Annotated in this window: 17 protein-coding genes; 9 read left to right on the top strand and 8 right to left on the bottom strand. The window is 62.4% G+C overall.

The window, feature by feature from the left end; translation table 11 throughout:
- Window positions 1–102: 102 nt before the first annotated feature.
- Together hslU and hslV are read right to left on the bottom strand one after the other, a co-directional pair.
- Window positions 103–1,410 carry an ATP-dependent protease ATPase subunit HslU gene (hslU, locus tag E4M07_RS08965; RefSeq protein WP_136657966.1) on the bottom strand — a complete coding sequence of 436 codons (1,308 nt, stop codon included), beginning with the start codon at window positions 1,408–1,410 and terminating at the stop codon, window positions 103–105.
- 81 nt (window positions 1,411–1,491) lie between these two features.
- Entirely contained in the window at window positions 1,492–2,070 is a 579-nt protein-coding gene (gene hslV, locus E4M07_RS08960) for an ATP-dependent protease subunit HslV (RefSeq protein ID WP_136657965.1), read from the bottom strand.
- Between the two features lie 166 nt (window positions 2,071–2,236).
- Between hslV and hisB the strand changes: the two genes are divergently transcribed.
- The 8 genes from hisB to E4M07_RS08920 all read left to right on the top strand — a co-directional run bounded on the left by hisB (window position 2,237) and on the right by E4M07_RS08920 (window position 8,210).
- On the top strand, window positions 2,237–2,845 hold the full coding sequence (gene hisB, locus E4M07_RS08955; RefSeq protein WP_136657964.1) for an imidazoleglycerol-phosphate dehydratase HisB: 609 nt from the start codon (window positions 2,237–2,239) through the stop codon (window positions 2,843–2,845).
- 12 nt (window positions 2,846–2,857) lie between these two features.
- Entirely contained in the window at window positions 2,858–3,343 is a 486-nt protein-coding gene (locus E4M07_RS08950) for a DUF2628 domain-containing protein (RefSeq protein ID WP_136657963.1), read from the top strand.
- 6 nt (window positions 3,344–3,349) lie between these two features.
- Entirely contained in the window at window positions 3,350–4,000 is a 651-nt protein-coding gene (gene hisH / locus E4M07_RS08945) for an imidazole glycerol phosphate synthase subunit HisH (protein ID WP_136657962.1), read from the top strand.
- Window positions 3,997–4,740, top strand: coding sequence for a 1-(5-phosphoribosyl)-5-[(5-phosphoribosylamino)methylideneamino]imidazole-4-carboxamide isomerase (gene hisA / locus E4M07_RS08940; RefSeq protein WP_136657961.1), 744 nt, complete (start codon window positions 3,997–3,999; stop codon window positions 4,738–4,740). Before hisH ends, hisA begins: the two co-directional genes overlap by 4 nt.
- A complete protein-coding gene (gene hisF / locus E4M07_RS08935) occupies window positions 4,737–5,513 on the top strand; it encodes an imidazole glycerol phosphate synthase subunit HisF (protein WP_136657960.1) in 777 nt (258 codons plus the stop codon). Before hisA ends, hisF begins: the two co-directional genes overlap by 4 nt.
- Window positions 5,514–5,540: 27 nt before the next feature.
- On the top strand, window positions 5,541–5,864 hold the full coding sequence (locus E4M07_RS08930; protein WP_136657959.1) for a phosphoribosyl-ATP diphosphatase: 324 nt from the start codon (window positions 5,541–5,543) through the stop codon (window positions 5,862–5,864).
- Window positions 5,861–6,853, top strand: a complete 993-nt coding sequence (gene coaA / locus E4M07_RS08925) for a type I pantothenate kinase (RefSeq protein WP_136657958.1) — start codon at window positions 5,861–5,863, stop codon at window positions 6,851–6,853. The genes E4M07_RS08930 and coaA overlap by 4 nt, the downstream gene beginning before the upstream one ends.
- 139 nt (window positions 6,854–6,992) lie before the next feature.
- On the top strand, window positions 6,993–8,210 hold the full coding sequence (locus E4M07_RS08920; protein WP_136657957.1) for a glycosyltransferase: 1,218 nt from the start codon (window positions 6,993–6,995) through the stop codon (window positions 8,208–8,210).
- A gap of 9 nt (window positions 8,211–8,219) precedes the next feature.
- Here the strand turns inward: E4M07_RS08920 and E4M07_RS08915 are convergent, their stop codons facing one another.
- Entirely contained in the window at window positions 8,220–9,338 is a 1,119-nt protein-coding gene (locus E4M07_RS08915; RefSeq protein ID WP_136657956.1) for a polysaccharide pyruvyl transferase family protein, read from the bottom strand.
- Window positions 9,339–9,514: 176 nt separating this feature from the next.
- Between E4M07_RS08915 and E4M07_RS08910 the strand changes: the two genes are divergently transcribed.
- Window positions 9,515–10,438, top strand: coding sequence for a lysylphosphatidylglycerol synthase domain-containing protein (locus E4M07_RS08910; protein WP_136657955.1), 924 nt, complete (start codon window positions 9,515–9,517; stop codon window positions 10,436–10,438).
- A gap of 2 nt (window positions 10,439–10,440) precedes the next feature.
- Here the strand turns inward: E4M07_RS08910 and E4M07_RS08905 are convergent, their stop codons facing one another.
- From E4M07_RS08905 to E4M07_RS08885, 5 genes are all read right to left on the bottom strand, one after another.
- Window positions 10,441–12,177, bottom strand: coding sequence for a hypothetical protein (locus E4M07_RS08905; RefSeq protein WP_136657954.1), 1,737 nt, complete (start codon window positions 12,175–12,177; stop codon window positions 10,441–10,443).
- An 18-nt stretch (window positions 12,178–12,195) separates the two neighbouring features.
- Window positions 12,196–13,215, bottom strand: coding sequence for a glycosyltransferase family 2 protein (locus E4M07_RS08900; RefSeq protein ID WP_136657953.1), 1,020 nt, complete (start codon window positions 13,213–13,215; stop codon window positions 12,196–12,198).
- Window positions 13,216–13,324: 109 nt separating this feature from the next.
- A complete protein-coding gene (locus tag E4M07_RS08895; protein WP_136657952.1) occupies window positions 13,325–14,440 on the bottom strand; it encodes a phosphatase PAP2 family protein in 1,116 nt (371 codons plus the stop codon).
- A 122-nt stretch (window positions 14,441–14,562) separates the two neighbouring features.
- Window positions 14,563–16,080: a hypothetical protein gene (locus E4M07_RS08890; protein ID WP_136657951.1), complete on the bottom strand. Its 1,518-nt coding sequence runs from the start codon at window positions 16,078–16,080 to the stop codon at window positions 14,563–14,565.
- A 7-nt stretch (window positions 16,081–16,087) separates the two neighbouring features.
- A complete protein-coding gene (locus E4M07_RS08885; RefSeq protein ID WP_169054145.1) occupies window positions 16,088–16,492 on the bottom strand; it encodes a GtrA family protein in 405 nt (134 codons plus the stop codon).
- Between the last annotated feature and the right edge of the window lie 13 nt (window positions 16,493–16,505).

Raw genomic sequence — 16,505 nt, 5'->3', positions numbered from 1 at the left:
TCGAACTCTAGAAAAAATACCTGAAATGTCGAGTAATTCTTGCCGCCGCCGGGGACTTATTGGATCGATTGTTGGCTTTCCTTAGTCACCGATGCGCAAAAGTCACAGAATGTAACGTGACAGATCTGCATCCTTGGCGAGGTCGCCGACATGCTTTCGCACATAATCCGCATCGATGACGAATTCGGTGCCTGACTTGTCGGGCGCCTCGTAGGAGATGTCGTCGAGCACCCGTTCCATGACCGTCTGCAGCCGCCGCGCGCCGATGTTTTCGACGCTGCTGTTGAGCTCGACGGCCACGTCCGCCAGCGCGTCGATGGCGTCCTCCGTGTAGCTCAGGGTCACCTCCTCGGTGGCCATCAGCGCCACGTACTGTTTGATCAGGCTTGCCTCGGTTTCGGTCAGGATGCGTCTGAAATCCTCCTTGTTCAGCGCCCTGAGCTCGACCCGGATCGGCAGGCGGCCCTGCAGTTCGGGCAACAGGTCGGAGGGTTTCGAGACGTGGAAGGCACCTGAGGCGATGAACAGGATGTGGTCGGTCTTCACCGGTCCGTATTTGGTCGCGACCGTTGTGCCCTCGACGAGGGGAAGCAAGTCGCGCTGCACGCCCTCGCGCGACACGCCGGCGCCCATGCCGCCGTCCCGCGCCGCGATCTTGTCGATCTCGTCGAGGAAGACGATCCCGTCATTTTGGGCGATGCGCATGGCTTCCTGCGTGATCTGGTCCTGGTCGAGCAGCTTCTCCGATTCGTCGTTGATCAGCTGCGCATAGGAATCCTTGACGGTCGTCCGGATCTTCTTCTGCGGCTGGCCCATTGCCTTGCCCAGCATGTCCGAAAGGTTGAGCACGCCGATATTGGCGCCCGGCATGCCCGGGATTTCGAAATTGGGCATGCCCGATCCCGTGTCGGCCACCTCGATCTCGATCTCCTTGTCATCGAGCTGGCCGTCGCGCAGCTTGGTGCGGAAGGATTCGCGGGTCGACGGCGAAGCGGTCGAGCCGACCAGTGCGTCGAGAACCCGTTCCTCGGCGTTCAGATGCGCCTTGGCCTTGACTTCCTCGCGCTTCTTGTCCTTGACCAGCGCGATGCCGACCTCGACAAGATCGCGGACGATCTGCTCGACGTCGCGGCCGACATAGCCGACCTCGGTGAACTTGGTCGCTTCCACCTTGATGAAGGGGGCGCCCGCCAGCTTGGCGAGCCGGCGCGAGATTTCGGTCTTGCCCACCCCGGTCGGCCCGATCATCAGGATGTTCTTCGGCATGACCTCGTCGCGCAGGTTGCCCTCGAGCTGTTGCCGGCGCCAGCGATTGCGAAGGGCGATGGCGACGGCGCGCTTCGCGTCCTTCTGGCCGATGATGTAGCGGTCGAGTTCGGAAACGATCTCGCGCGGTGAGTAGTTGGTCATGGTCTGGAACCTGTCTTGAACGGGTGGAGCGCCGGGCGCTCCCAAATAGGCATATCGGGTGCCTGCGCGCTATTGCAAGCCCTACGAGCCTTCGGCCTCAAGCGTTTCGATGACGATACTGTCATTGGTGTAGACGCAGATTTCGCCGGCGATTTCCATGGCGCGGCGGGCGATCTCCTCGGCGCTCTTGTCGCTGTCCATCAAGGCCCGCGCCGCCGCGTAGGCGTAGTTGCCGCCCGAGCCGATGGCGATGGCGCCGAATTCCGGCTCCAGAACGTCGCCGGTCCCCGTCAGCGCCAGGGTGGTTGTCGCATCGGCCACCAGCATCATGGCTTCCAACCGGCGCAGATAGCGGTCCGTGCGCCAGTCCTTGGCCAGTTCCACACAGGCGCGCATCAACTGACCCGGATACTGTTCGAGCTTGGCCTCCAGCCGTTCCATGAGCGTGAAGGCATCGGCCGTGGCACCGGCAAATCCGGCGATCACCTCGCCGCCGCCCGATTTTGCCGAGCTGATGCGCCGGACTTTCCGCGCATTGCCCTTCATGATCGTCTGTCCGAGACTGACCTGGCCGTCGCCCGCCATCACCACCTGGTTGCCCTTGCGCACGGTGATAATGGTTGTGGCATGCATGGTGCCCTGGGGATCATGTTCACTCATCGGGTACTTCCTTCGATATTTCGACGGCCGCTCGGGCCGGTCAGGCACTCCTATGTAAGACGCTTGCGCCGCATTGCAAATCCCCCGAACGCCCTGCAGGCTTTTCTGGATATTTTGCCGCCGCCCTGTTATGCAGCCCCCAACTGCAGTCCTTGGAGTATGCCGTATGGCTGACAACCGGCAAAACCGCGTGGCCGAAGTGGCCCGCAAGACGAATGAGACGGATATTTCGGTGAAGATCGACATCGACGGCACGGGCACGTCGAAAATCGACACCGGGATCGGCTTTTTCGACCATATGCTGGAGCAGCTTTCCCGCCATTCGCTGATCGACATGGATATTTCGGCGAAGGGCGACCTTCATATCGACGACCACCACACCGTCGAGGATACCGGCATCGCCATCGGCCTTGCCATTGCCAAGGCACTGGGTGAGCGCCGCGGCATCGTGCGCTACGCGTCGCTGGACCTGGCGATGGACGAGACCTTGACGACGGCCGCGATCGATGTGTCCGGCCGGCCGTACCTGGTCTGGGACGCGGAGTTCGATTCGGCGAAGATCGGCACGTTCGACACCGAGCTTTGCCGGGAGTTCTTCCAGGCGCTGGCGCAGAATGCCGGCATCACGCTGCACGTGACGAACCTTTATGGCGCAAACAACCACCATATCGCGGAGACCTGTTTCAAGGCGGTCGCAAGGGTGCTGCGCACGGCCACCGAGATCGATCCGCGCCAGGCCGGTCGCATTCCGTCGACAAAGGGGACGCTGGCCTGAGGCGCGCTATCCATGGCTAGTTATGTGGTACTCACGCCGCCCGAAAGCGGAGAAATGGATGACCGCGCTGTGCTCATCCGCGACGGCTTTTCGCTGTTCGCGCTGATCGTTCCCGTCATCTGGCTGCTGTGGAACCGGCTGTGGTTTGCCGCGGCGATGCTGTTGCTTATTTCAGTGGGGATCGCGGTTGCCATCGGACAAATGCCGGCCTGGTCGACGGTCCTTACGGTGTCGTCGGTCATGATTTCGCTGTTTGTCGCGCTTGAGGGCAACAACTGGCGCATCGCGAAAAAGGAACGCCAGGGCTGGGAAATGCGTGCCGTCATCGAGGCGCCGGACCACGCCACCGCCGAGGAGATCTATTTCTCCGCCGATGCGCCGGCGCCGCAAGAAACGTCGAGGCCTGCGCCGGTTTTCGGCAAGGCTGCGGCAACCGGATCGGCTTCGGCCGCAACGGGGCCCGCTCTCGGCCTGCTGGACTACGACAACAAGGGTTGAACCTGCATGAAAGTCGCCATTATCGACTACGGGTCCGGCAATCTGCGCTCGGCCACCAAGGCCTTTGAGCGCGCCGCGCGGGAAAGCGGCTTGGATGCCGAGATTATCCTGACCGATGCGCCGCAGATCGTTGCCGATGCGGATCGTGTCGTCCTGCCGGGCGTCGGCGCATTTGCCGACTGCCGCAGCGGCCTTATGGCCGTCGACGGCATGGAGGAGGCGCTCTTCGAGGCGGTCGAGAAAAAGGCACGCCCGTTTCTCGGCATCTGCGTCGGCATGCAGCTGATGGCGACGCGCGGGCTGGAAAAGGTCGAAACGCCCGGCTTCGGCTGGATCCGCGGCGACGTCCGGATCATGGAACCCGAGGATCCGAGCCTCAAGATACCGCAGATCGGCTGGAACACGCTGGACCTGCAGCGCAAGCACCCGCTGTTCGACGGCATCGCCACCGGCCCCGGCGGCTTGCACGCCTATTTCGTGCATTCCTACTATCTGGATACCGAGGACGCGTCGGACGCCGTCGCGGTCACGGACTATGGCGGTCCCGTCACCGCGGCCGTTGCGCACGAAAACCGGGCAGGCACTCAGTTTCACCCCGAAAAGAGCCAGAAGCTCGGCCTCGCGCTGATCGCCAACTTCCTGAAGTGGACCCCATGATACTGTTCCCGGCCATTGATCTTAAAGACGGCGAATGCGTGCGCCTCAAGCTCGGCGAAATGGATTCGGCGACGGTCTACAACGCCGATCCGGCTGCGCAGGCGGCCGCCTTCGAGGCACAGGGTTTCGACTGGCTTCACGTGGTCGACCTGAACGGCGCGTTCGCCGGACGGAGCGTCAACGGCGACGCTGTCGACGCGATCCTGAAAGCGACCGGCAATCCGGTGCAGCTCGGCGGCGGCATCCGCTCGCTGGAGCATATCGAGGCCTGGCTCGCGAAGGGCCTCGCCCGCGTCATATTAGGAACGGTCGCGGTGCGCGATCCGGATCTCGTCCGGGAGGCCTGCCGACGGTTTCCCGGCAGGATCGCGGTCGGCATCGATGCGCGCGGCGGCAAGGTGGCGGTCGAGGGCTGGGCCGAAGCATCCGAGCTCGAGGCCGCGGAGCTGGCCGGACGTTTCGAAGGTGCCGGCGTCGCGGCGATCATCTATACCGATATCGACCGGGACGGGGTTCTGACCGGCATCAACTGGGAATCGACCCTGGCGCTCGCCGACGCGGTGACCATCCCGGTGATCGCCTCCGGCGGCCTTGCTTCCATGGCCGACATCGTGCGCATGACCATGCCCGATGCGGCGCGGCTTGAAGGTGCGATTTCGGGCCGCGCACTCTATGATGGCCGCATCGACCCTGAAGAGGCGCTGGAACTGCTGTCGAAAGCGCGGGAAAACGGCAAATGACCCTGAAGGCGCGCATTATCCCCTGCCTGGACGTCAAGGACGGCCGTGTCGTCAAGGGCGTGAACTTCGTCGACCTGATCGATGCGGGCGATCCGGTCGAGGCGGCGCGGATCTACGATGCGGCGGGCGCCGACGAGCTTTGCTTCCTCGACATCACCGCTTCGTCGGACAACCGCGACACCATTTTCGATGTGGTCGCGCGCACCGCCGAACAGTGCTTCATGCCGCTGACGGTGGGCGGCGGGGTGCGCACGATCGCCGACATACGCAAGCTGCTGCTTGCCGGCGCCGACAAGGTCTCGATCAACACGACCGCGGTCAAGAACCCCGAGTTCGTCGGCGAGGCGGCCGACAAGTTCGGCAATCAGTGCATCGTCGTTTCGATCGATGCCAAGACGGTCTCGCAGCCGGGCGAGCCGGGCCGCTGGGAGATATTCACCCACGGCGGCCGGGTGCCGACCGGCATCGACGCGGTCGATTTCGCCCGCAAGGTCGTCGAACTCGGCGCCGGCGAGATCATGCTCACCTCGATGGACCGCGACGGCACCAAGCTCGGCTACAACATTCCCCTGACGCGCGCCGTGGCGGACGCGGTCAGCGTGCCGGTCATCGCTTCGGGCGGCGTCGGAACGCTCGATCACCTGGTCGAAGGGGTGCGGGACGGCCATGCCACCGCGGTTCTGGCGGCCTCGATTTTTCATTTCGGCACCTATACGATTGAGGAAGCCAAGAAACATATGGCCGGTGCCGGTATTGCCATGCGGCTGGACTGAGCCATTTGAGACAATGCGGAGCTGTTTATGAGCGCATTCACGCTTGCCGATCTGGAAACTGTCATCGCCGCCCGCGCGGGCGCGCCGGTGGATGAGTCCTGGACGGCAAGGCTCGTCGCGAAGGGACAGAACAAGGCGGCGCAGAAACTCGGCGAGGAAGCGGTCGAGGCGGCGATCGCCGCTGTAACCGGCGATCGGGAGGGTCTGACCGGCGAAGCGGCGGACGTTCTCTACCATCTGCTTGTCGTACTCAATATCGCCGGCATTTCCCTCGATGATGTCATGGCCGAGCTTGAAAGCCGCACCGCCCGTTCGGGGCTTGAGGAGAAAGCGAGCCGCGCAGGATCATGAACGACGACGTCAGGGACTGGCCGCAGGAAGAGCTCAATCATTTCGAGCCGGGCGATTATTCGCCCTACCGATTCTTCACGGCCGAGCGCTGGGCGGAGTTCCGCGACGACACGCCGATGACCCTGACGGGGGACGAGGTCGAGCGTCTGCGTTCGCTGAACGACCCGGTGGATCTTGAGGAGGTGCGGCGCATCTATCTGTCGCTGTCGCGGCTGCTCTATGCCCATGTCGAGGCGTCCAAACTGCTGTTTGACCAGCGCCGCAACTTCCTGTCGCTGCCGAATGTCACCAAGACACCGTACATTATTGGCATCGCCGGCTCCGTCGCCGTCGGCAAGTCGACGACGGCGCGTATCCTGAAGGAGCTCCTGACCCGCTGGTCCGGCAGCCCCAAGGTCGATCTGGTGACGACCGACGGGTTCCTGTTGCCCAACGAGGTGCTGCGCCGCGAGAACCTGATGGACCGCAAGGGGTTTCCCGAGAGCTACGACGTCAGCTCGGTTCTGAAGTTCCTGTCCGATATCAAGGCCGGGCGCCCCAACGTCAAGGCGCCCTGCTATTCGCACCTGACCTATGACGTCATGCCGGGCGAGTTCGTCGTCATCGACCGCCCCGATATCCTGATCTTCGAGGGCATCAATGTCCTGCAGGTCCGCGACCTTCCCGAGGACGGCAAGATCATACCCTTCGTGTCGGATTTCTTCGACTTCTCGATCTATATCGACGCCCAGGAGGAGCGCATCCACAATTGGTACGTGGAGCGCTTCATGCGGCTGCGCGAGACGGCGTTCAAGAACCCGCAATCTTTCTTCCACCGCTATTCCACCATCTCGGAGGACGCGGCGCTGGCCATCGCCAACGGCCTTTGGGAGAACATCAACCTGAGGAACCTGCGCGAGAACATCCTGCCCACGCGGCCCCGCGCCGACCTCATCCTGCACAAGGGCGATGACCACCTGGTCGAGCAGGTGGCGCTGCGCAAGCTCTAACAATTCAACGTTAGCCGGCTAAAGAACACCGATTTTGCCGCACACGCAGCGTCCGGCACAGCCGCCGGCAGGTTTCTTCGTTCATTTCAAACAATATTTAGGGATTTGCTCCAAGCTGCGGCGCACGGAGACCCGAAACATGAACGTATTGATGCTCGCCTCGACGCTGCCCCGCCACAAGGGGGACCAGCAGCCCGCCTTTGTTCTGGAACAGGCGCAGGCGCTGCAGCAAAGCACCCGCAGCGATGTCTGCATCATTGCGCCCCATGACAAGGGTTCGCGCACCGCCGAGAACCTCGACGGCGTGGAGGTGCGGCGCTACCGGTATTTCTTCCCAGCCTCCGCCCAGGCGCTGGCCTATCCGGCGATTTTGCCCAATCTGAGGAAAAATCCGCTCCTCGCGGTCCAGATCCCGACGCTGCTGCTGTGCCAGTTGACGGCCGTCCTCAAGCGCATGCGCAAACAACCGCCGGACATGATCTACGCCCACTGGATCATGCCGCAGGGCATTATCGCCGCCGTGATACACGCCATTCGAAAGACGCCCTACGTCATTCACAACCACTCGTCTGACCTGACGGTGTTTTCAAAACTCGGAGCGCCGGGACGGATGGTCGCGCGGCATATCATTCGCAATGCCGAATGCATGTTCTGCGTCAACCGAGATCAGAAGGAATACGCGCTCGGCCTGTTCGATGCGACGGAAAGAAATGAGATCGGGGAGCGAATCCATGTTCTGCCGATGGGCGTCAGCCCCAGCCTGTCCGGCGTCGATGAAACCGGAGCAAATGCCGGGGACGCGCGCTTCGACCTCGCCATGATCTGCCGGCTGTCGCGCAAGAAGGGCGTCGACCTGTTCCTGCGCGCGGCGAATGGCTTGTCGTTCGCCGACAGGCCGGTCAGGGTCGGGATCGCCGGCGACGGTGAATTGCGCCAATCGCTCCAGGACATGCCCTTTGACGGAGACCTCGTCTTTACCGGTTTCCTGGCGGGCGAGGAAAAGCGGCAATTTCTCGATTCGGCGCGGTTCATGGTGTTCTCCTCCGTCGCGGATGCCGGGGATGTCGAGGGTTTGCCGGTTGCGCTCCTTGAAGCGCTCTGCCTTGGGAAAATCGTTGCCGTGAGCCGGGACACCAATATCGAGTTGCTGCCGGAATGGCAGACGATCAGGGAAGACGTCTTTTTCATTGAGGATCCGCGCGACACGGCGGCATTCAGGACCATTTTGAACGAGATGCTGGCCCTGACGCCCGACGAAATCGAGGCCCGGTCGCAGCGGTTGAAGAACACAATGAAGCGCTATGCCTGGCCGAAGCTGATCGGCGAATATGTCGCCGCGCTCGGCTGGTCCGGTTGAGCCGGTCCGTCAGCGCCGCCGGAGGCGCTGCGCCAGTTCGGCGATCATCTGGTCGTACTGGGATTGCAGCGCGGGAGCGGCAGCCCTGACGCGCGACCAGAACGGCTCCGGGTCCGACTGAAGGGCCTGCACCTTCTGAACGACGGTCGGTACGTCAAAGCTGCGTGCATCGTGAACGTAGTCCTGCAGTCCGAGGTCCTCATAGGCGCCCCAGCCTTTCCGCTCATAGGCAAGGTGTATGGCCGGGCGACCGGACAGCAATGCGCCGATTGCCCCGTGCAGTCGCACGGAAACCACGGTGTCGGCGGTTCGGGCCTCGGTCAATTGCGCCAGTGTGCCCGCATCGGAAAGACCCAGCGTGCGGTAGAAGTGCCGGTCACTGCGGGGGCCGGAGACATCCGCCTGCACCGCCCACCGGCTTCCTGGCAGCTGTTGGTGCAGGGCCAGCAGCCTGTCTTCGTAGTCGCCTGCATTCGGCAATTCCCGCCCGACAAGGATGATCCCGCCGCCCTGGTCGGCGAATTCGATCGACGACAGTTCCCGCGCCAGCTTCAGGATGGCAAGATCCGAGCAGCGCGCGACGTTGGGAAAATCCAGTTCCGCAAGGCTTTGATTGTCCCGCACATAGACCCTGTCGATGCGTTTCAGCGCTGACCGTGTCCAATGCCCGACGACCCCTTCCAGGGGACCGATACTTTGCGGCAGATAGACCGTCGGCAATGCGCACCGGGCAGCCGCCCGCAACTGGAGAAGGTGATTGAACATGACGCCGAACTTCCGCGTCGTGGAATCGGCCACCAGGTAGCCGCCGCCGACCGAAATTATGCCTTCCGCCCGTTCGAACAACCGGGCGACGGATCCAAAACCGTGCTTTCTTCCAAGCATCGCGGCTGCCGCATCGGACAACAGCTCGACTGCCGGCCGCAGAAGTCTGAAGCTGGGCCGGCCGCGCGCCTCTCCGGGCGCCTGATAGACCCGTTGCAGATCGCTGAAGGACGGCGCGTCGAGCGCCAGGAGCGCGCATTCGTCCCCTTCGATCCCCGCATCGGCCAGCGCCTCGTAGGTCAGGTCGACAAGCAGGCCGTCTCCCGCGTTTTGCCGGCTGAATGCATGGGTGATCAGAAACATGTCCTTGACGGTCTCCCGCGTTTGTCACCGACCTATGCCCGGATAAGATTAACGACCTGTTTAACAATCTCGCGGAAAGTCAAAGGCGCCAACAGCGACAGGACGACTGGTCGTCGCCTGTCCGGTATTTTCTCACCCGTTCTCCTGGTTACGGAAGCGCGTAGGAAACGGAATAGATGCACTTGTCGACGAACGCGTCGGTGGCCGCGTTGAGGGAACTCCAGCGCGGCGTCGCCGGCCTGACGGAAAAGCTAGCTCAACCGAGGTCCCGCGCGATCATTTTTGCCGGTGCCGCGCTGGTATTCCTGGCGGGTTTGGTCGTGGCGGTGCGCGCCAGGCCCGATGTGTGGTCCGATCTGACGGCCTGGCCCATCGTCTTGAGCCTGGCGCTCGCGATTCCGGCGACAATTCTGGCGAACGCGCTTGAATTCTGGCTGTCGGTACGCCTGCTGGGTCACAGCGTCGCTTTCTCCAAGGCGCTGGAGATCACGATCGCCGGCAGTGCCGCCAACATGCTACCGCTTCCCGGTGCCGTCATGGTGCGTATGGCGGCGCTCAAATCCATGGGATCGAGCTACCTTCACGGCGCCTCGGCAACCGCATATTCCTTTTCGATCTGGCTGTCGGCATCGGCGGTCTTCGCCGGCGGGGCGCTTTATCTGCTGCAAAGCGGGCTGATCGGGCCGGTCATGGTGGCGATGGGATCCGTCGGACTGGCATTCACACTGTATGCCGCGGCCCGCCAGTTCGGCAGGCTGCGCTACGCCATCGGGATGGCCTTGGCGAAAACGCTGATGCTGCTGCTGGATGCGGTGCGGATCTGGCTCTGTTTTGCGGCGATTGGAGAAGCCACACAATTCCTGCAGGCCTCCGTCTTGACCATATCGGCGGTTGTCGGCTCGGCGGTCGCCATCGTTCCGGCGGGACTGGGAATCCGCGAACTTGTCTCGGCCGCCATTGCGCCGATCGTCGCCCTGGCGCCGGCCGCTACGTTGCTGGCCATGTCGCTCAGCCGAATCCTGGGTTTTGTCGTGGTTATTCCCCTGTCGCTGGTCCTGGCCGGAAAGAACGTCACTGCCGCGAGAAAGGGCCGCGCGTAGCCTCAGAACACCGGATAAAGGTCACCGTCAGGCGCTTCTTCGTCCGGCCGATATAGACTGTTGCCCCATCGCAAAACCATGTCGGTCTGGCTTTCGGCCCTCACGCGGTGGCGGCCGCGTGTCAGCAGCACGGTGTCGCCCGCATTCAAGATCCGGTCGTCGATGATCACCGGACCGTCGGCTTCAACCGTGTAGTCGCCGGGTATGCGTATGGTGATGGCCTGTTCCGCCCTGTCCGCCGTCAGCGACCGGCCCGCCACCCAGACGGGGCCCCAGTGGCGGACGTAGTTCAGCTGCAGGGTCTCGGCATCGGGTGGCAACAGCGAGTAGCCGCCCGCATCCAACCGGCCCTTGCCGGGATTGAGCGCCGCATCCAGCGCCGGCCCGTTGGCGATGACCAGCGGCACCACGTCCCGGTGCAGCAGGTCGGGAAACAGCGGATTGCCGTTTTCGAGGTAGCTGCGCATCCCCCAGCTCGACATGAAGAAGCCGCGCTTCTGAAATTTCGCGACCATGGAATTGCGGTCGATATAGGAAACGCCCTGCGGAAACATCCGGTGCACCGTTTCAAGGACGCGGGACTGGTCGTCCTGCCCGTATGGGAGGCGCTTGACCAGCGTATGGGCAAAGGTCGCCATCATCAGCACGGCCAGCGCCATTTTGATGAGCGGCGTGAATTTGACCCTGTCGATAGCGAGGGCCACCAGGACCATGGCCGGCGGAAAAATGAAGGCCATGAAATAGGGATAGGCGTTACGGTAGACAAGAAGGCTCGCGAGCGGACTGGCCAGCAGCAGGAACAGGACGACGTCGCGCCGGTCGCGGTCTTTTTTAAACAGGGCGGCGACCGCCGCCGCGAAACCGCAGCAAAACAGCAGGGTCTGGATCGGCGCGGCAATGATGCCGTTCAAAACGAACGCGCCGGTCGGAAACAGGCCGGCGGAAAGCATCGTCGACTGGTACGCGCCATGCATGGTTGACTGCGCGGCCGACAGGGTGGCTCCGCCGATGGCGTTGGAATGCAACTGGTAGAGTATCGCGGCGATCAGCAGCGCGCCCAGTGCTGTTGCGGTCAGTTTCGCCAGCAGCTTCAGGGGCCGATGGCTCGCCGACACCCGCCATAGCCCGGCACCGGCCAGGGCGGGGGCGAAAAAGGCCACCTTGACCGTTACCAGGAGGGCGATGGACAGGGTGAGCGAAACCACCAGCAACTCGGCGGTCCGCAACGTGCTGCGGATGATGAGCGCCAGTGCCGTCATGACCAGGAAGACGGCGATCGGGTCGGTTCTGAAACTCGTGCCGTGCAGCAGCACGAAACCGGCCGAGATATAGGCGAAGACAGCCATGATCGACGCAAGACGGGAAAAGAACCCGCGGGCAATCCAGTAGATCAGGCCCAGCGTTCCCATCTCCAGCACCCACATCACGACGCGGGCGGCCCTGACCTCAAAGACCTCGCTGGAGAAGGTGTTCGCCAGCCAGCCAAACAGATGGACATGCAGCGTCTGCAGCGGCCGCGTCAGCGCACCCCGCTGGTATTCATAGATCTGCGACAGGTAAAAGAACTCGTCCCAGTTGATCTGCTGGACGAACTGCAGCCAGAGCTGCAACAGCGCGCAAAGGGCGGTGAAGGCGAGCACCGTTGTTTCGGCAGCGCAGAACCGCTGCCCCCGCACCAGGCGCCATGACCTGTTGCCGTCCTTGTCCGGTGCACTGTCCGGAATGTCGATGGTGCTCATGGCTCAAGTCCCGGCAATTCAGCCGTGCGTGCCGTCCAGGGCGGGACCGGTTGTTTCACTGTCGCTCGCGCGCTGTCCGACCGTTTCGCTTTCAGCCGCGTTCTGGTCCTCGAGCCGATGCAGGCGTTCCAGCACGGATTCGAGCAGTTGCCGGTTGCGGCCGATCAGGTCCGCCACCACCCCGAACATGATGGCAATGACGCCCAGCGTCAGCAGGGATCCGCCGACCACCAGGGACTGGATGTGACCGCTGCCGTCACCGGTGAAATAGAGGAAAAGGAACCGCACAATCGGCAGCAGCCCCGTTATTGCGGCCAGCAGGCCGAGCGCAACGAAAACACGCAGCGGGTTGTACATCGCGTAGGCGCGCAGGATCGTCACGCCGGAATTCATGATGAATTGCGGAATGCTCTTGAACAGCCGCGACGGCCGGCTGACCGCGTTGGTGCGAATGGGCACCGATACGACGGCAAGGCGTTTGCGCCCGGCCTGGATGAGCATCTCGGTAGTATAGGAGAAACTCGACACGATATAGGTGCGTTGCGCGGCCTGGCGGCTGATGGCGCGAAATCCGCTGACGGCGTCCGTCACCGGTGTGCTGGAAAGTTTGCGCACCAGCGCGCTGCCGATCACCTGCAGTTTTCGCTTGATCGGCCCGAAATGACGGTTGTCACCGACCTGGCGGTCCCCCACCACGATATCGGCGCGCCCTTCGAGGATGGGCTGTACCAGCAGGGGAATGTCCTGCGCTTCATATTGCCCGTCGGCGTCCGTGTTCACGATGATATCCGCGCCGGCGGACAAAGCCGCATTGATGCCGGTCTGAAATGCGGCGGCCAGCCCCCTGTTCCGGCGGTGCCGGATGATGTGGTGAACGCCGTAACGCCTTGCGACGCCGGACGTGTCATCGGAACTTCCGTCGTCGATGACGAGGTATTCGATGACGTCGATGCCGGGAATGTCCCGCGGCAGAGACAACAGGGTTTTCGGCAGGCTCTCTGCTTCGTTGAAGCACGGAATCTGTATGATCAGTTTCATCGGAGCGCATCCTGAACCAAGCAACGCAATACAAAACGCACGGCCCACCGGTCCTGCGCGACAGGATCATAACCGCACAAGCGTTAAGGATTTGGGTAGTTGAGAGCCCTTACCGCCCGGCCGTGGTCTCCCGCCGCACTGCGCCGGCGTGCGCGTCGGAAGGTTTTCGGGTGGGAAAGACTGGTCTGACCGCGGGCAGATACCGCACCGCGTAGTAGATCACCAGCGTGACCGCGATCGAAGCATATCCGTCGATGGCGTAGTGCCAGGCGAGATAGACGGAGCTGAAGACGATGAAGGCCGTATAGGCAAAGAACGCCCATCCGAGCCGACGGCTGAATTCATAGACGAAGAGCGCATTCAGCATTGTCAGCGCCACATGGACGCTCGGAAACGCTGAAATCCCCGAACCCAGCCCCGTGACGTCGTTTTCGTGAAGGAGCCACAGGTAATTCTGATAGTTGACGGCGGCGTTGAAATGCCCCTCGTTGCGGGCCAGAAGCGCCAATTGCTCGCCGAACCGGGCGAAATCGCCCGTGACGTGGCCGTAATAGACGGGGCCTGCGGAGATATAGGCGCTGGCCAGGAGATTGCCCACGACGATCCACACAAGCATGAAGGACACGATGTAGCGGACCCGGAAACCGCCGGTATTCGGTGAAACGGCCACCCAGTACAGGATGCCGAAGCAAAGCACGAACCAGACGACCATGTAGTTGACCTCTACGATGTAGAGGAACGCCCGGCTGTCCGTCAGCCAGAAGAGCAACTGCCATGGATCGGTGTTGAAGTGTATCAACTTGTCGATGTCCGCCTGCACCCTGTCGTATAGGAACCCGTTGATCGAAAGCGCGTTTTTGATCGACGTGAACGTTGCCTGGAACGGCCAGAGCGCGAATATGAGCAACGTCCCGGCAAAGAAATGCGCCATGCGCCTGGCGGAAAACATGTGGCGGAAGGCCAGCGTCCGCCGTTGATCGAGCCGCAGGACGATGCGCACGGCGCCGGCGCCGAACAGGGCGATCGGAAAAATCAGCAGGTAGTTCTTCAGCCACAGGCTGCCATAGACCTGGTACGCGTCCAGTGAAAACCCGGTCCGGCTTGAGACATAGGCGCCGCCGAGAACCGCATAGATCGCGACGAGTGCGTAGAGCAGCCTGTCCTGGCGGACGGTCGCGAAAAATTCTCCGGCTAGGTCCTTGCGGTAGGCGCGTGTGACGACCATGGCCTGTTCCCCGTTGGTGCCGGGAATATAGGCCGGGAATGATTAAGAAAGCCGTTACGCGGATCGCGGCATTTTCGCTTGTTCACCAGCCGTTGCGGCGCGAATTTCGGCGTAAATCCGGACTACTCGATCCGCTTCCAGACAAGCGTCGTTTCGGATTCCGCCAGAAGGTCGTAGCGCGACATGAAGGCATTGAACGCGGGATTCGACCGCATCAACCCGTTCCACGAGCTCGATTTCAGTTCGAGGATCACATCCGGATTTCCCGACCGTAGCTCCGCCATCTTGATCGGAACGTAGTCGGCGAGATGCTTTTCCAGCCGCTGCCGCTCCCCGTCGCCGAGGCGTCCCCTTTCCGTCTGCAGCCGGTATAGCGCATGGGCGCCGATCCAGTCGCAATTATACACCGATTGCCAGTCTCCGTTGACGAGCCGGGTGAACGGGAAGCCAAGGGCGATGTCCCCGCCGACGCCGGCGACCCGCGGATTTGGGTGATGATCGTGAACGGCGCTGACGAGATCCCGGTCGATCCCCCTGTAGGCATGAAAGTCATTGCCCAGGAGAACGAGAACCAGCACGGCCCATACCGAGGCCATCGGATAAAGCGTGCCCCGCGGTGCTCCGGAACGCAGAGCCGCTTCGAAGGCGACAATCGAGGCGATCAGAAAGGCGGCAATCGCGGGATAGAGGTGATAGATCCAGCCCTTGCCGAGATAAACCATCGCGATCAGGAAGCCGAGGCCGGCGGCCGCGGCGATGTCCGCCAGTTCGGGAACCTTGTTGCGGCTGCGCAGCAACACCCACAGGAAGACGGGCAGCGCGCATTTGGCCAGAAAGAACGGCCATTGGCCGGAAGCGTTGCGGATCGGCAGGTAAAGCAGCTTGAGCATCGGATAGGTGGTGCTCAGGAACTCGGGATAGACAACAAGCACCGATGCCAGGTAACCGACGGCCATCAGGCCGATCACCCAGTATTCAAGCCGGAAAATCTGGCGCAAGGAGCGTCTTTTCCATGCGACGTATAGGGCCGGCAGCAGCACAGCCAGCGCCCAGTGCGGCTTGATCAGCACGATGACCGATCCGGCGAGCCCGGCGATCAGCGCCACAGCGGCCGGAACGGGGTTTTGCGGATTTTCAACGAGCCGCCATGCCTGAAGCGAAAGCAGCGGAAGGAACAGCATCAGGCCGATATGTTCCCGTTGGGCGATCGCGTATCCCGGCAGCACGAAGAAGATGACGGCGATGGCCGGCCACAGCCACCATCCCGTCTGCCGGTCGACCAGCCCGCCGCGTTGCAGGATGAAATGGGAGATTCCGAGCGATGCCAGCCCGACGCCGTAGGTAAAGACGAGGATGGCCGTCTCCGGCGCGATACCGACTGCCTTTGCGAATGTCACGGCCGGGTAATAGAGCCAGATGGTGAAGGGTGGATTGGTTTCCACGACCTCGCCGTAAAGGCTCTGGCCCTCCAGCATGCGCTCGATCACGGTGATCAGCCAGGATACGTCTGTGACAAGGTTGACCCGCAGGTTCAGCACGATCGACAAGAGGGCGACCGCCGCGACGCCGCAGACGGCCAGCGGGTTGAAGCGACGGGCCGGGGCCTGGCGGTCGAAGGTCTGAATTCCGGCGCTCGTCACGTTCGATCTACCCCGACACAGCGCTTCGCTCGCCGAAGACCCAGCGGTCCAGCACGATGTAATTCATGATCGGAATGGCGATCGTGACAACCGTTGCCGTCACGAACATCGGCAGGTTCATCCATGTGCCGGTCACAAACGGCAGACCGAAGGACAGGGTCGCGCCGACGGCGGTCAGAACGACAAACCGCGGTATTTCAAGGCTGTATGCGCTGTCCGATTCGAAAGTGAAAATCCGGTGCGCGCTGTAGGAGAACACGGCTGCCGGACCGTAGGCCAGCAGCGAGAGAAAGCTCTGGCCGAAATGCGCGCCGAACAGGTGTTCCAGGCCGATGGCCGCGGCCACGTAAATGAACGTGGAGACGCATCCGACGAGCGCAAATCTGGTTATCTGAAATCGAACCACATCCATGACCGGCTGTTTC

It is taken from the genome of Nitratireductor sp. XY-223 (assembly GCF_004959855.1).
Taxonomy (GTDB): Bacteria; Pseudomonadota; Alphaproteobacteria; order Rhizobiales; family Rhizobiaceae; genus Hoeflea_A.
This window is presented reverse-complemented; position numbering and strand designations above follow the sequence as displayed.

Excerpts from the sequence above, each read along its gene's own strand:
- hslU (WP_136657966.1), bottom strand. The coding sequence starts at position 1,410 with ATGACCAACTACTCACCGCGCGAGATCGTTTCCGAACTCGACCGCTAC.
- E4M07_RS08930 (WP_136657959.1), top strand. The coding sequence starts at position 5,541 with ATGAGCGCATTCACGCTTGCCGATCTGGAAACTGTCATCGCCGCCCGC.
- hisA (WP_136657961.1), top strand. The coding sequence starts at position 3,997 with ATGATACTGTTCCCGGCCATTGATCTTAAAGACGGCGAATGCGTGCGC.
- E4M07_RS08920 (WP_136657957.1), top strand. The coding sequence starts at position 6,993 with ATGAACGTATTGATGCTCGCCTCGACGCTGCCCCGCCACAAGGGGGAC.
- coaA (WP_136657958.1), top strand. The coding sequence starts at position 5,861 with ATGAACGACGACGTCAGGGACTGGCCGCAGGAAGAGCTCAATCATTTC.
- E4M07_RS08915 (WP_136657956.1), bottom strand. The coding sequence starts at position 9,338 with ATGTTTCTGATCACCCATGCATTCAGCCGGCAAAACGCGGGAGACGGC.
- E4M07_RS08885 (WP_169054145.1), bottom strand. The coding sequence starts at position 16,492 with ATGGATGTGGTTCGATTTCAGATAACCAGATTTGCGCTCGTCGGATGC.
- E4M07_RS08950 (WP_136657963.1), top strand. The coding sequence starts at position 2,858 with ATGGCTAGTTATGTGGTACTCACGCCGCCCGAAAGCGGAGAAATGGAT.
- hslV (WP_136657965.1), bottom strand. The coding sequence starts at position 2,070 with ATGAGTGAACATGATCCCCAGGGCACCATGCATGCCACAACCATTATC.
- E4M07_RS08905 (WP_136657954.1), bottom strand. The coding sequence starts at position 12,177 with ATGAGCACCATCGACATTCCGGACAGTGCACCGGACAAGGACGGCAAC.
- hisH (WP_136657962.1), top strand. The coding sequence starts at position 3,350 with ATGAAAGTCGCCATTATCGACTACGGGTCCGGCAATCTGCGCTCGGCC.
- hisB (WP_136657964.1), top strand. The coding sequence starts at position 2,237 with ATGGCTGACAACCGGCAAAACCGCGTGGCCGAAGTGGCCCGCAAGACG.
- E4M07_RS08895 (WP_136657952.1), bottom strand. The coding sequence starts at position 14,440 with ATGGTCGTCACACGCGCCTACCGCAAGGACCTAGCCGGAGAATTTTTC.
- E4M07_RS08910 (WP_136657955.1), top strand. The coding sequence starts at position 9,515 with ATGCACTTGTCGACGAACGCGTCGGTGGCCGCGTTGAGGGAACTCCAG.
- hisF (WP_136657960.1), top strand. The coding sequence starts at position 4,737 with ATGACCCTGAAGGCGCGCATTATCCCCTGCCTGGACGTCAAGGACGGC.
- E4M07_RS08900 (WP_136657953.1), bottom strand. The coding sequence starts at position 13,215 with ATGAAACTGATCATACAGATTCCGTGCTTCAACGAAGCAGAGAGCCTG.